This is a genomic window from Arthrobacter sp. TE26545, from assembly GCF_056279005.1.
In genome coordinates this window covers 1,235,659-1,249,055 of sequence record NZ_JBWBQM010000001.1, presented here as the reverse complement: position 1 = coordinate 1,249,055, position 13,397 = coordinate 1,235,659, and the positions used below count along the sequence as shown (strand labels likewise).

Sequence of the window (13,397 nt, the reverse complement as noted above, 5' to 3'; positions counted from 1 at the left end):
CAGGAATGCTGCCTGTCCTAGCCTACCGGCCTTTGGCCCCCGCCCTGCCGTGGCCCGCCTCCGCGCCCGGCCAGACTGCCCTTGGCTGGCCGGCGGGAAGAGAGCGCACCCTTCGGCCAAGGCAAGGTGGCGACGATGATGGCAAACAACGTGAGCAACGTGCCCAGGAGCGTGGGCAGGGCAACCACGGTTCCAGGAGCCGGCAGGGCCAGGTCAAGCGCGAGCGATCCGAGCAGCTGGCCCGCAATCATTCCCAACCCCGTTACCAGGACACCGAGGCTGCGGACCAGCAAAGCAGCCAGGCCGATAAAGACGCAGCCTATGGGCCCGCCCACGTAGTACCACCATTCAGCGGGCAGGGCGTAGCCGGGACCAAGCAGCGACACTTTGATGAGCCAGGCGCACCAGAGGAGGACCGTCCCGGCAAGGAAATTCACCAGGGTGGCGGCGACGGGACTGCCGTAGTGCACAGTTGCCGTACCATTCATCGCTTGCTGGAAACTCATGAGGCAACCCGCCACAACCGGCAACAGGATCGGGAGCAGCAAAGAGCCGGCGTCGGCGGCGGCGCCGAAGCGCGGCGAGACAGCCCAGGCTACCGCGGCAATCGTCAGGACGCTTCCCAAGATCCTGACCCCTGTGATGGAACGCTTCCCGCCGGGCGCAATCCCCAGCCTGTCCACCAGTAGTCCGCTCAGGGTCTGGCCCGTGATCACGGCTACCGTGAACAGCGCGACGCCAAGCAGGCCAATGGTGAACGTTTGGGCAATCACGTAGAGGGCGCCGATCCCGCCGGCCACCACATAGAACCGCGGAAAGCTGCGCTCCTTGACGGCAGGCACTATCCGGCGCAATCCAGCGCGGCCCTTCGGCAGAGCAAGGCCGATCACGGCGATCAGTACCAGCCCGGTAGTGAAGCTTACGACGGCGGCCGCGACGCCGTCGTCGAGCCTGGCCCCCAGCGCAGTGTTGATCCGGCCTTGGACCGGCAGCAGGATACCGTTGGCCAGCGCAAGCAGCAGGCCGGTCGGCAACGGCATTGAGGTCCGGAGCACGGGGCGGGACGACTGCGGCATTTTCACCACCTTACTTCAGGCATCATTGCTGTATGAGCAACCCCGAAATCGACGATGTACCCATCCGCGACGAAATGATCCGCCTGGGCCAGCTGCTGAAGCTCGCCAATCTCGTGGAGGACGGCGTGGAGGCCACTGAGCTGATCAAGAACGGTCTGGTGAAGGTCAACGGGGACATCGAGGAACGCCGCGGCCGCCAGCTGCACGCTGGAGACTCCGTGACGGTGAACGGCCAGACCGTGAGGATTGTCGCCTCTTAATGCCAACGCTAATTGGCAGTGAGCACCTTGTGGGTGAGGAATTCGCCCACATGCCCGATTTCCTGCTGGTTGATGCCGTGCCACATCCCGGTGTACAGCACCTTGGTGGGGTCCGTGTGCTTGCGCACCCAGCCCATGGTGAATTCGATCTTGTCAGGGGTGATCACGGGGTCCTGCTGGTCGCGGCCCCAGAACAGCGGGACCGTGCCGTCCAGTTCGGCGTCCCGGAAGGCGGCGTCAGCACCGGCGTCGACGGCGAATCCGGAAAGCCCGACGACGGCGGCAAAGTCCGCGGGACGCCGCCGGAGCATCGAGGTGGCCATGGCCATGCCCATGGAGAATCCGAGCAGGGTCACTGAAGGGTGGTCCTGCTTGACGGTGTCGAGCCAGGCGAGGGCGTAGTCGGCCGCAAGCTTGACGGCGTCGAGCGAGTAGTCGATGGAGGCCGTAAGCGGGAACCAGGTGAAGCCCGGACCCATCGGGATGGGGGCACGCAGGGAAGCAACGACAAATTCCTCCGGAAGCAGCCCAGCCAGGCTGAAGAGGTCCGCCTCGTTGGAGCCATAGCCGTGCAGCAGCACCAGCAGCGGCTTGCCGGCCCGCTCCCCTTCCTCGTGCGACCACAGGACAACAGGGGCAGGGAAGGCAGCTGCTTGACTCATGGGTCTATTCTTACAGTTACCCACGAGTAACAAGTTACCGTCGTAGCTATGCATCAAGAGGCAGGACAACAACGTGAGTGCCACTGATCCCATGGCCCACCCCGCCGTGGACGAACCGAACCATCCCTGGAGCCGCTATGTGGCCCTGGGGGACTCCTTCACCGAGGGCATCGGCGACCCCGAACCCGGCAGCCCGGGCGGCCACCGTGGCTGGGCGGACCGGGTGGCCGAGGAACTGAGCCGCGGGCACGGTGACTTCGCGTACGCGAACCTGGCGATCCGCGGCCGGCTGCTGCAGCAGATCCTCGACGAACAACTCGTGCCGTGCCTGGCCCTCAAGCCCGACCTCATTTCGATCAGCGCGGGCGGCAACGACCTCATCCGGCCTGGCGGGGATCCGGACGCGCTGGCCGAGAAGCTGGACGGCGCCGTCGGGCGGTTGAGCTCGAACGGTGCCACAGTGGTGCTCTTCAACGGCCCCGACACCGGGTCCACCGTCCTGGGCCGCATCCGCGGCAAAGTTGCCATCTACAACGAGAACCTCCGCACGGTGGCGGCCCGCCACGACGCCGTGGTGGCCGACATGTGGTCCCTGCGCGAACTTGCCGACCCGCGGATGTGGGACGAGGACCGACTGCATTTCTCGCCCCTTGGCCACCACACCATCGCCACGATGGTGCTCGATGCGCTCAACGTGCCGCACAAGCTGGAGCCGTACACCCCGAAGCCCCTGCCGCTGCGCAGCTGGCGGGAAGCACGCAGCGGGGACCTCGTCTGGGCGCGCGAATACCTTGTGCCGTGGGTGATCCGGCGGATCCGCCACCAGTCCTCCGGCGACGGGATCTCCCCCAAGCGCCCGACGCCGGGCCCCGTCTTCGGGCCTGCGGACGCGGCGCTGCCGCGGAACTGACGGTCCTGTGGACCAGGGTGGCGGTGTGGACTCGGGCGGCAGCATGGACTGGCTTATCGGCAGCAGGCTCAGGCGCCAGCAGCTGCGGCCGCCCCGGGCGGGCGGCATTGAGGACGCCCTGAAGAACCTGCTTGCCGTCCAGTCCCAGGAGTTTGCCTACGCCCGCTGGTCGCTTGCGCAGCGCTGCGGAAACGGCGCAGCCGACGGCGTCGGAGGACTTGCAGCCCGGGTGGAAGAGGCCGTTGCCGACGGCACGGTCCTGCGGACGCATGTCCTGCGGCCCACCTGGCACTTCGTGCACCGCGACGATCTGGACTGGCTCATGGAGTTGTCCGCTCCGCGCCTGCACCAGGGGAACAAGGGCATGTACCGGCAAACGGGCGTGGACGCCGAAGCTGCTGCCCGAAGCGCGGACATCCTGGCGGCCGCGGTTGCCGGCGGCGCCCACAAGACCCGCGAGGAACTGGCAACGGTGCTCGGAAATGCGGGCTTCCCCAACAAAGGGCTGGGCTTCATCTATCTGCTGATGCATGCGGAGATCAACCGGGTCCTAGTCAGCGGGGCGCCGGTACGCTCGGCAGGTGGAGCCCTGAAGCAGACGTACGCCTCGTTTCCGGAACGGGCCCAGCGGGATCCGTCCGTGGGGAACGGCGCCTCCGGGGCGGCCGGGCGACGGGAGGCCTCCCTGGGGCAGCTCACGCTCCGGTACTTCAGGAGCCGCGGGCCTGCAACGGTGAACGACTGTGCCGCGTGGTCCGGCCTGACGAGGGGCGAGGTGCGGGAGGGCCTGCGGCTGGCCGCGGAAGTCTCGCCGGGCGCCCTTGCCTCATTCAACAGGGATGGAATGGACTTCCATCTTGCGGCCGAGGAGCTCGACGCCGCGGCCTCCGCCGCGTTCGCCGGACGATCACCCACCTCCGGCCCGGACGCGCCGAAGATCGACCTGATCCAGTGCTACGACGAGTATGTGATGGGCTATTCGCAGACCCGGAACCACCTTGGTGGAACGGCTCCCTACTTCGGATCGGCAGGATCGCCCGTTCATGTGGTCCTGCTGGACGGACGGCTGGCGGGCTGGTGGCGGCACGATGTTTCGGGCGGTGAATGCCGGCTCGATGTCAGGATGGACCGGCCGTTGGACGCGGACCGCAACGCCGCCCTCGAGGCCGAGGCCGCGCGGTACGGCGCGTTCCTCGGGATGCCGGTGAAGCTCATCTGACGGGGCCGGTTGAGCGCAATCGCGGCGCTAAGCTTGAGGTGGAATGAGGTGGCCCCATGAACAATCTGTTCTTTTGGATTATCGTCTGCTCGTGGCTGATCCCGTTCGGGATCCGCATGTACAAGCGTTCCCAGCAGCGGCGCATCCGCAACAGCGGCTACCCGGACGGACGTTTCCAGCAGGGAGGCCACCCGGGCAAGCTCCCCGATTACGTTTCGAACCAGTACCCGCAGCCATACCAGGGGCAGTCCCCCGCCGGGCCCGCAGCGCCGGTGCCTCATCAGGAACCCGCCGGACCGCCGTCGTCGCCCGTTCCCGCACCGGCGGAACCGCAAGGCTACCGGGCACGCAAACTGGCGGAGCTGGACCAGCGGTTCAGTGACGGCAAGATCGCCATGGAGGAGTACATGAGACTCCGCCAGGAAATCATGAACGGCTGAGGCGGCAGAAGCTACGCGAAGAAGGCTGCACCCAGCTGCGGCCCGAGCTGGCCGATCTCGGTGAGGAAACCGTCGTGGCCGATCGGGGCTTCGATGGTGTGGACTTCCACGCCGCCGGGCAGGGCTTCTGCGAGTTCGCGGGACTGCTCCGGGAAGTAGAGGCGGTCCGAGTCCACGGCGGCGACGAAGAAGTTCGCCTCCGTGCGGGAGAGAGCCTCCTCGAGTGTGCCGCGGCCGCGCGAAACATCATGGCTCATCAGGGCTTCAGTGATGGCGATGTAGCTGTTGGCGTCGAAGCGCTGCACCAGCTTGCGACCCTGATGGTCGAGGTAGCTTTCCACCTGGTAGCGGCCGCGCTCCCCCAGGGCCGGGGCCTGCAGGGGGGTCTCGTTGCCCTGGGCATTCCGGCCGAAGCGGAAGTCCAGTTCATCGGCGGAGCGGTAGGTGATGTGTGCGATCCGCCGGGCGAGGGCCAGGCCGGCTTCGGGCGCCGCGCCGTCGTAGTAGTCTCCGCCGTTGAAGGCGGGGTCCTGGCGGATCGCGAGCGTTTGCGCCTGGGCGAAAGCGATCTGTTCGGCTGTGCTGTAGGCGCCCACCGAGATCACCGCGCAGTTCTTCACCCGGGTGGGGTAGCTGACCGCCCATTCGAGGGCGCGCGCGCCGCCCATGGAGCCGCCGATCACCGCGTGCCAGCGGTCAATCCCGAGGGCGTCGGCGAGCCTGGCCTCCGCGGCGGTGGAATCGCGCAGGGTCACCAGCGGGAACCGGGAACCCCAGGGTTTGCCGTCGGGCGCGTTCGACGACGGCCCGGTGCTGCCGTAACAGCCCCCGACGATGTTGACGGAGACCACGAACCAGCGCTCGGTGTCGATGGTCGCGCCGGGGCCGACGAGCTGTTCCCACCAGCCTTCTTCGTCGCTTCCGCCGCGGGCCACGTGGGTGCTTCCGGTGAGGGCGTGCTCGATGAGGACCGCGTTGGAGGCGTCCGCGTTGAGGGTGCCCCAGCTTTCATAGGCGAGGAGCACGTCCGGGAGGAAGCCTCCCGCCTCAAGCTCCAATGCGCCGATGGAAACGTACTTGACCGTGCCATCTTCGCTGCGCTTGTTGGTGACCGACGGTGCGGCAATCGTCATGGAGAACCCCTGAACCTCGTGCTTGCCTGCCGACAGCTGTCCGGCAGGCCAGGTCTTCACCCGGGGCACCCCGCCACGGACGGAGGGTTGCCGGCCAGCAAACCGGGGTTTAGCGCTGGCACTCGTGACCTTTGGCTTCGAGTGTAGGAAGAACCCCTGCGCCAACGCGAACAATGTGACAGCTTTGTGACGGTCCGGGCCCGGCATGGCGCGGGCCCGGACACGTCTATCGCCGCGTGTCAGTCGGCCTTGGCGGCCCGGAAGCCAGCTTCCAGGTCGGCCAGGATGTCGTCGATATGCTCGATGCCCACGGCGAGGCGCACCAGCCCCGGATTCACACCGGCCACGGCCTGCTGTTCCGCGGTCAGCTGACTGTGGGTGGTGGACGCAGGATGGATCACCAAAGAACGGACGTCGCCGATGTTGGCCACGTGCGAGTGCAGTTCCAGGGCGTCCACGAAGCGTTTGCCCGCCTCGAGGCCGCCCCTGATGGTGAAGGCGACCACGGCCCCGGTCCCCCGGGGTCCGTATTTGCGGCCCCGGTCGAACCACGGGCTGGACGGCAGGCCGGCATAGGCGACGGATTCGACGTCGTCCCGTCCTTCCAGCCATTGCGCCACCTTGGCGGCGTTCTCCACATGGCGTTCCACCCGCAGGCTGAGGGTTTCCAGGCCCTGCGCGATGAGGAAGGCGTTGAACGGAGAGACCGCCGAACCGAGGTCGCGCAGCAGTTGGACGCGGGCCTTCAGGATGTACGACAGGTTGGCGCCCAGGGCACCGTCCTTGCCGAGGTCGCGCGCATAGACCAGGCCGTTGTAGCTGGGGTCGGGCGTGTTGAAGTTCGGGAAACGCTCCGGGTGGGCACCGAAGTCGAAGTTGCCGGAGTCCACAATCACCCCGGCAATCGCCGCGCCGTGGCCGCCAAGGTACTTGGTGGCCGAGTGCACCACGATATCCGCACCCCATTCGATGGGCCGGATCAGGTACGGGGTGGACAGGGTGTTGTCCACGATCAGCGGGACGCCGGCTTCATGGGCGACGCCGGCCACCCCCTCGATGTCCAGGACGTCCTGGCGGGGGTTGGATACCACCTCGGCGAAGAAGAGCTTGGTGTTGTCCCGGACCGCGTCGCGCCACTGCCCCAGGTCATCCGGGTCCGCTACGAAGGTCACCGAGATCCCGAACTTCCGCAGGGTGTGGGCCAGCAGGTTGTAGGTTCCGCCGTACAGGCTGGGACTGGCCACGATGTGGTCCCCCGCCTCGGCTACGTTGAGGATGGCGAACGTTTCGGCGGCCTGCCCGGAGCTGAGCAGGAGGGCCCCGAGGCCGCCTTCGAGGCTGGCGATCCGCTGCTCGACCGCGTCCTGCGTGGGGTTTCCGATCCGCGTGTAGATCGGCGCCAACTCCGCCAGGGCGAAGCGGTTTGCCGCGCTCTCGGCGCTCGGGAACACGAAGGACGTGGTCTGGTAGATCGGCAGGGCGCGCGCACCCGCCGCGGCATCCGGCTCCTGGCCGGCATGTATCTGGCGTGTTTCGAATGACCAACCTTGCGACATTGCGCCTCCTTCTGATGTGTGTACTGGTCCGGCCGGCCAAGGGAGCTGTTCCCCCTCCAGCGTGCCGTGCGGCCAGTCTAGGAAGGCTCACGGGCCGCGCTGAAGCATTGTGAAGAAGACGGTCTTTTTCGGTCCTGCCGAGTCTTTCCGTTACTTGCCCGGGACACGTTTTCTCAGATGTCCTACCTTACTTAGGCTTGGCTAAGCTGAGAGCTCAATCACAAAGTGCCAAGATGAGTGGCATGCGCATGGATCACGTCTCTTACGCTTGTGAACAGGATGGCCTGATGGCCACCACAGAGCGGATTTCCGCAGCTTTGGGAGTGGATGCGGTCCGCGGCGGAGTGCACCCGCGCTTCGGTACGCGGAACATGATTATTCCGCTCGCAGACCACAAATACCTGGAAGTTGTGGAGGTCCTGGACCACCCGGCGTCGGACAAAGCACCGTTCGGACAAGCTGTCCGGGCACGCTCCGCCACCGGCGGTGGATGGATGGGATGGTGCGTCGCCGTCGACGACCTGTCCCCCTTTGAAGAACGACTGGGCCGCTCCGCGGTTCCCGGCAACCGCAAGTTCCCTGACGGCCGGGAACTTGTCTGGCAGCAGATCGGCATCCTCGGCCTGATCGCGGATCCGCAGGTACCGTACCTGCTCCGCTGGGAAGGCGATCCCGCACTGCACCCGTCCCTCGTCTACGCGAGCGACGTCAAGATGTCCAGCCTCACCATCGCCGGGTCGGCTGCCCGCGTGACCGAGTGGCTGGGCGAACCCGTGGAGAAGCCGCTCGAGGACGTCGCCGTCCAGTGGGTTGCTCCGCACGGTGTCCCGGGCATCATGTCCGTCACCTTTGAAACAGCCAGCGGGGCCGTCACCATCTGACCCCATCCGGGGTGCCGCCACGGGCGGCACCCCGGCCCAAAACTTCGGCCGCCATCGGCGAGTGACAATGACGTCACCCGGCGACGGCGGCCGAACACCTTTAAGCCCCGGACACCTTTAAGCGGTTCCGCGGCTGGGGTGGCACAGCCGTACCCTCGGCTCACCCCAGCCCCACCGCCTTGCCGAAAAGGCTGAAGCCGACAAAGGCCACGATGTCCAGCAGGGCGTGGGCCACCACCAGCGGCATGACCCGCTTGGTGCGGCTGTACACCCAGCCGAAGACCAGGCCCATCAACGCGTTGCCGATGAACGGACCGAAGCCTTGGTAGAGGTGGTAGCTGCCCCGCAGGAGGGCGCTCAGGCCGATGGCCAGCGGCATGCTCCAGCCGAATTTGCCGAAGCGGTCCAGCAGGTAGCCCACCACGATCACTTCCTCGACGACGGCGTGCCGCACCGCTGAGAGGATCAGCACCGGCACCGTCCACCAATAGGCGTCCAGTCCGCTGGGGATGATCGCCGTCGTGATTCCCATCGCCCTGCCCGCCGCGTACAGCCCCAGCGAGGGAACGCCGATGAGGGCCGCCAGGCCCAGGCCCTGCAGGAGGTCCCGGCCCGGCCGCGCCATGGTGAAGCCGAGGCGCTCGAAGGCAGATTCCTGCTCCGAGGGGGCGCGCTGCTGGGAGAGGAAATAGAACACCAGCACCACCGGCACGAGCGCGAACGCGATGTCCAGCAGCTGGTAGGTCAGGTCGAAGTACTCGCGGCTGTTCCGCGAGGCGTTCAGGGTCGATGTTCCCTGCGCCAGCGGGGCCCGGCTCATCTTGTCCAGCAGTTGCACCACCGAGTACACCGCGGACTGGCCCAGGGACAGGCCCAGGACGATGAGGACTTCGGCGCGCAGGCGGCGCGTGGAGGCAACGAGCATGGTCCTATCTTGCCTTCATTTCCCTGGGTGTTTGCCTATGCTTGGTGGGATGAGCGCGCCAGCACGTATCTTCATGGTCCGGCACGGCCAATCGGCCGCCAACGTGGACACGTCGATCTACAATCGCGTGCCGGACTACCGGATCCCGCTGACCGAACTTGGGCTCGAGCAGGCCAGGCGCACCGGGGAGGAACTGCGCAGGAAGCTCGACGGCGAGCAACTGTGCGTGTATGTCTCGCCCTACCTGCGGGCCTACCAGACCCTTGAGGCGCTGCGGCTTGACGGCCTGACGGAGCGGGTGATCGAGGAGCCCCGGCTGCGCGAGCAGGACTGGGCCAATTTCCAGATCGCCGGCGAGATCGAGGACCAAAAGGAACTGCGGAACCTGTACGGGCACTTCTTCTACCGCTTCCGCGAAGGCGAGTCCGGATCCGATGTGTACGACCGCGTCTCATCCTTCATGGAAACCCTGTACCGGCACTGGGAGAAGCCGGACTACGCCCCGAACACGCTGCTGGTCACACACGGTTTGACCATGCGGTTGTTCTGCATGCGCTGGTTCCACTGGTCTGTTGAATACTTCGAGTCCCTCAACAATCCGGGCAATGCCGAGCTGCGGACCCTGGTTCGCAACGAGGCCGGCAAATACGACCTGGACACCCCGTTCACCCAGTGGGTGGAACGGCGGGTGGACGAAACCGTGCTGGACGCTCCGCCCCTGAAGTTCTAGCTTGCGTGCGGGGGCCGGCGGGGACTAGTCGAGTTCGGCGACCGTCACTTCGGTTCCGGCGGCTTCGAAGGCGGCCTTGTCCGCCGGCTTGATGCCGCTGTCCGTGATGAGCCGCTTGAACTCGTACCCTGCCATGGTGGCGAAGGAACGCTTGCCGATCTTGCTGGAGTCCGCCAGGACATAGGACGCAGTGGCGCGGCGTGCCATGGCGGAGTTCACCATGGCTTCGCCTTCGTCGGTGATGGTCGGTCCGATCTTCGGATCAACGCCGTTCACGCCGATGAAGGCGATGTCCAATGCGACCTTCTGCATGATCACGTCCGTGTAGGGTCCCACCAGCTCGTAGGAGCGCGGGTTCAGGATGCCCCCGGTGACCATGATCTTGATGTTCGGGCGCACCGCGAGCTGCGCGGCTATGTTGATGGCGTTCGTGACGACCGTGAGCATCGGCCTGTTGGAGGGCGCGTTCAGGTCTTCACGGGTGGAAAGCACCTGGGCGAGGGCCGTGCTGGTGGTGCCGCCGCTCAGGCCGACCACTGCACCGGGGGCGATCAATTCGGACGCGGCCAGGGCGATCCGCTGCTTGGCCTCGGCGTGGTCGTCCCGGTTGTAGCGGCCGGGCAGGTCGTAAGCCACGGCGCCCTTGGTGGCCCCGCCGCGGGTGCGGCTGAGCAGCCGCTGCTTGGCCAGGCTGTCCAGGTCGCGCCGTGCGGTGGCCGGCGAAACCCCCAGTCGGGTCACGATGTCCTCGACCTCGACATGCCCTGACTCTGCGAGGAGATCGAGGATGGCAGTCAGCCGATCTGTACGGGTCATCACGAACCTTCCAAAGGCGGTTTCTAGTTCACTTTCGCGAACAACGTCAGCAAACGGGCGGTTTCCACCACCAGGGCATCACGGCCCGCCGCGATGTACTTGCGGGAATCCACCACCGAGGGATTGGCGTCCAGGTACTCCCTGACAGCGCGCGTGAAGAATCCGTTCAAGTGTGTGGATACGTTGATCTTAGTCATACCGGCCCGGATCGCCGCCACTAGTGTCTCGTCTGCTACGCCGGAAGAGCCGTGCAGCACCAGCGGCAGTTGCACGGCGTCCTTGAGCCGGGCTATGAGTTCCAGATCCAGCCGGGCGCTGCGTTCGGTCATGGCATGCGAGGACCCGACGGCGACCGCCAGGGCATCGACGCCGGTGGCCGCCACGAAGTCGCGGGCTTCGCCGGGATCGGTCCGGACGCCGGGTGCGTGCGCCCCGTCCTTGCCGCCCACTTTGCCCAGCTCGGCCTCGACGTGGACCCCGCGTTCATGGGCGTAGGCGACCACCCGGCGCGTTGCTTCGACGTTTTCTGCGTAGGGAAGGTGGGCGCCGTCGTACATCACCGAGCCGAAGCCGAGGTCCACAGCTTGCAGGGCGAGCTCCTCGGATTCGGCGTGGTCAAGGTGCAGGGCCACCGGAACCGAGGCGTCCCGGGCGATGGCCAGGGCGGCGCGGGCCAGGGGTTCCAGGCCGCCGTGGAATTTGGCGCAGTTTTCCGAGATCTGCAGGATCAAGGGCACTCCGGCCGCTTCCGCGCCGGCCACCAGCCCCTCGGCGGTTTCAAGGTGGATGATGTTGAACGCGCCCTGGCCGATGCCGGCCGTGGCGGCGGCCTCCATCAATTCCCGGGTATTGACCAGGCTCACCGATTGTCCTCCCAGCTGATGATGAGTTGTTCTTCGAGTTCCGCGTAGCGCGGCGAGATTTCCCCTGCCGCCGGCATCAGGACCGCCGCGGCGGACCATGCGGTGGCCCGGCGGAGGATCACCCTGGTGTCCGTGACCCCGGCGGCCAGGGCCGTGGCGGCCGCGGCGACGGCGGCGTCCCCGGCACCGGTGGGGTTGCCGCTGAGGGCTTCGGGCAGCCTGGCCCGCCAGTACCCGTCCGGGGTGGCATGGCTGAATGCGAGCATGCCGTCCGCGCCGGCACTGACCAGCACGGTCTTCGCGCCTAGGTCGATCAGCCGCCAGGCTCCGGCCGCGAGGTCCGTCTCCCCCGTGGCTTCTTCGAGTTCATGGTGGTTGGGCTTGAGCAAATCCGCCCCGGCTTCGGCTGCGGCGAGGATCCCGGAACCGGAGGTATCGACGATTACCGGGATCCCGGCGTCGTGCGCGAGGCGCACCAGGGCCGGGTAGAAGTCCGCGGGGGCACCCGGCGGCAGGCTGCCGGAAGCAGCCAGTACGCCCGGGGCGTCCTCGCCCTGTGCCGAGAGGGCGTCGACGACGACAGCGGCCAGGGCCTGCCATTCGCTGCTCCGGAGCGGGTTGCCTTCCTCGTTGAAGATGGAGGTCTCCCCGCCCACCGTGTCCACCAGGGCGATGCTCCGGCGGGTCGGGCCGGCGACGGGCACCAGTGCGTGCGGAACGCCGCTGGCTTCCAGTTCGGCGGCGAATTCGGCGCCCGGACTGCCGCCGTACGGGGCTAGGGCGAGGACCGGATGGCCCAGCTGGTGCGCCACCCTGGCCACATTCAGGCCCTTGCCGCCGGCGCGGCTGAGCGGCGCCGGCACCCGGTGGCTGGCGCCGGGGTGGATACCGGCCACGTGGTAGCTCAGGTCCACGGCCGGGTTCGGGGTGACAGTGACGATCCGCTTCATGCGGCACCGTCCATGCCAGCACCGTCCATGCCAGCACCGTCCCTGCCAGCACCGTCCCTGCCAAGGAGGGCCCTCGCATTCATCGCCGCACCCAGCAGGCCCGCGTCCTGGCCGAGCTGGGCCCGCAGGATCACCGGACGGCGGTGGAAGTCCAGCATGCTGTCCACGCGCCGGCGCAGCGGCTCAAGCAGTTCCTCGCCGGCCTCGGCCAGGCCGCCGCCAATCACGACGGCCTCGGTGCCGATGATGCTGACGCACTGGCAGATGCTGAAGGCGAGCGCGTCCACGGCGTCGGCCCAGATCCTGGCCGCCAGTTCTTCCCCGGTACGGGCGCGTTCCAGGACCTCCCGGGCGCCGGAAACCGGAGTCCCGGAGTGGGCGGTGTAGCGCTTGGCCACGGCACCGGCCGAGCCCACGGCTTCCAGGATGGTGGTTCCGTTGCCGTCGGGATCCGGGACCTGCGCGTGGCCGAGTTCACCGGCGAAACCGCCGGCGCTCACGGCCTTGCCGCCGGAAAAGACGGCCGCGGCGATTCCGGTGCCGACCACCATCACCACGACGTCGTCGAACTCCCGCGAGCCGCCGTAACGGTGCTCCACCGCGGCGGCGGAGCGGACGTCGTGGTCGAAGGCCACGGGAACTCCGAGCCGGCGCTCGGCCTCGGCGGTAAAGGGGTAGTTCCGCCAGCCGAGGTTGGCCGAGTAGAGGCCCACACCGGATTCCGGATCGACGATTCCGGGCACGATCACCCCGGCGGCACGGACCGGGTGCTCGGGGAACTCGGCCCCGAGTTCCTGCGCGAGCTCGGCCACCCGGTCCAGGATGGCGTCGGCTGGGCGGTTGGGGTCGCGGGGCGTGCGGACCCGGCGCAGGCCAAGGACGTTTCCCTGGGCGTCGACAAGGCCCACCTTCATATCCGTGCCGCCGACATCGAAGGCAAGTACCGCCGCCCCAGCTGCTCCGAGAACCATGACGG

Annotated in this window: 15 protein-coding genes and 1 riboswitch; of the genes, 6 read left to right on the top strand and 9 right to left on the bottom strand. The window is 67.3% G+C overall.

What is annotated here, in order from left to right:
* Positions 1–17: 17 nt before the first annotated feature.
* Positions 18–1,076 carry a DMT family transporter gene (locus ACZ9CK_RS05455; protein ID WP_476049449.1) on the bottom strand — a complete coding sequence of 353 codons (1,059 nt, stop codon included), beginning with the start codon at positions 1,074–1,076 and terminating at the stop codon, positions 18–20.
* A gap of 32 nt (positions 1,077–1,108) precedes the next feature.
* Here ACZ9CK_RS05455 and ACZ9CK_RS05450 point away from each other — a divergent pair, with 32 nt between their 5' ends.
* Positions 1,109–1,336: an RNA-binding S4 domain-containing protein gene (locus ACZ9CK_RS05450; protein ID WP_476049448.1), complete on the top strand. Its 228-nt coding sequence runs from the start codon at positions 1,109–1,111 to the stop codon at positions 1,334–1,336.
* Positions 1,337–1,344: 8 nt separating this feature from the next.
* On the opposite strand, the gene ACZ9CK_RS05445 is transcribed toward ACZ9CK_RS05450, so the two are convergent.
* Complete coding sequence (locus tag ACZ9CK_RS05445) at positions 1,345–1,998, bottom strand: alpha/beta hydrolase (protein WP_426302724.1); 654 nt, start codon at positions 1,996–1,998, stop codon at positions 1,345–1,347.
* A 91-nt stretch (positions 1,999–2,089) separates the two neighbouring features.
* On the opposite strand from ACZ9CK_RS05445, the gene ACZ9CK_RS05440 reads away from it, so the two are divergent.
* From ACZ9CK_RS05440 to ACZ9CK_RS05430, 3 genes are read left to right on the top strand one after another with little or no spacing between them, the layout of a single operon-like run.
* Positions 2,090–2,908, top strand: coding sequence for an SGNH/GDSL hydrolase family protein (locus tag ACZ9CK_RS05440; RefSeq protein ID WP_426303415.1), 819 nt, complete (start codon positions 2,090–2,092; stop codon positions 2,906–2,908).
* A 43-nt stretch (positions 2,909–2,951) separates the two neighbouring features.
* Positions 2,952–4,127: a winged helix DNA-binding domain-containing protein gene (locus ACZ9CK_RS05435; RefSeq protein ID WP_476049447.1), complete on the top strand. Its 1,176-nt coding sequence runs from the start codon at positions 2,952–2,954 to the stop codon at positions 4,125–4,127.
* A gap of 56 nt (positions 4,128–4,183) precedes the next feature.
* Entirely contained in the window at positions 4,184–4,567 is a 384-nt protein-coding gene (locus tag ACZ9CK_RS05430; RefSeq protein ID WP_476049446.1) for a hypothetical protein, read from the top strand.
* 11 nt (positions 4,568–4,578) lie between these two features.
* Here ACZ9CK_RS05430 and metX read toward each other — a convergent pair whose 3' ends face one another.
* Positions 4,579–5,700 carry a homoserine O-acetyltransferase MetX gene (gene metX / locus ACZ9CK_RS05425; protein ID WP_426302721.1) on the bottom strand — a complete coding sequence of 374 codons (1,122 nt, stop codon included), beginning with the start codon at positions 5,698–5,700 and terminating at the stop codon, positions 4,579–4,581.
* Positions 5,701–5,713: 13 nt separating this feature from the next.
* Positions 5,714–5,830: riboswitch (SAM riboswitch) on the bottom strand.
* Positions 5,831–5,939: 109 nt separating this feature from the next.
* Positions 5,940–7,256, bottom strand: coding sequence for a bifunctional o-acetylhomoserine/o-acetylserine sulfhydrylase (locus ACZ9CK_RS05420; protein ID WP_426302720.1), 1,317 nt, complete (start codon positions 7,254–7,256; stop codon positions 5,940–5,942).
* A gap of 242 nt (positions 7,257–7,498) precedes the next feature.
* Between ACZ9CK_RS05420 and ACZ9CK_RS05415 the strand changes: the two genes are divergently transcribed.
* Positions 7,499–8,137 (top strand): VOC family protein, encoded by a 639-nt coding sequence (locus tag ACZ9CK_RS05415; RefSeq protein WP_426302719.1) that lies wholly within the window; start codon positions 7,499–7,501, stop codon positions 8,135–8,137.
* Positions 8,138–8,297: 160 nt separating this feature from the next.
* Here ACZ9CK_RS05415 and ACZ9CK_RS05410 read toward each other — a convergent pair whose 3' ends face one another.
* Positions 8,298–9,062: a CPBP family intramembrane glutamic endopeptidase gene (locus ACZ9CK_RS05410; protein WP_426302718.1), complete on the bottom strand. Its 765-nt coding sequence runs from the start codon at positions 9,060–9,062 to the stop codon at positions 8,298–8,300.
* A 49-nt stretch (positions 9,063–9,111) separates the two neighbouring features.
* On the opposite strand from ACZ9CK_RS05410, the gene ACZ9CK_RS05405 reads away from it, so the two are divergent.
* Complete coding sequence (locus ACZ9CK_RS05405) at positions 9,112–9,792, top strand: histidine phosphatase family protein (protein ID WP_426302717.1); 681 nt, start codon at positions 9,112–9,114, stop codon at positions 9,790–9,792.
* Positions 9,793–9,816: 24 nt separating this feature from the next.
* On the opposite strand, the gene ACZ9CK_RS05400 is transcribed toward ACZ9CK_RS05405, so the two are convergent.
* From ACZ9CK_RS05400 to ACZ9CK_RS05385, 4 genes are read right to left on the bottom strand one after another with little or no spacing between them, the layout of a single operon-like run.
* Complete coding sequence (locus ACZ9CK_RS05400; protein WP_426302716.1) at positions 9,817–10,608, bottom strand: DeoR/GlpR family DNA-binding transcription regulator; 792 nt, start codon at positions 10,606–10,608, stop codon at positions 9,817–9,819.
* A gap of 23 nt (positions 10,609–10,631) precedes the next feature.
* The gene (locus ACZ9CK_RS05395) at positions 10,632–11,471 is read right to left on the bottom strand and encodes a class II fructose-bisphosphate aldolase (RefSeq protein ID WP_476049445.1); all 840 of its coding nucleotides are present in this window, start codon (positions 11,469–11,471) and stop codon (positions 10,632–10,634) included.
* On the bottom strand, positions 11,468–12,421 hold the full coding sequence (locus tag ACZ9CK_RS05390; RefSeq protein WP_476049444.1) for a 1-phosphofructokinase family hexose kinase: 954 nt from the start codon (positions 12,419–12,421) through the stop codon (positions 11,468–11,470). The genes ACZ9CK_RS05395 and ACZ9CK_RS05390 overlap by 4 nt, the downstream gene beginning before the upstream one ends.
* Positions 12,418–13,392: an ROK family protein gene (locus ACZ9CK_RS05385; RefSeq protein WP_476049443.1), complete on the bottom strand. Its 975-nt coding sequence runs from the start codon at positions 13,390–13,392 to the stop codon at positions 12,418–12,420. The genes ACZ9CK_RS05390 and ACZ9CK_RS05385 overlap by 4 nt, the downstream gene beginning before the upstream one ends.
* Between the last annotated feature and the right edge of the window lie 5 nt (positions 13,393–13,397).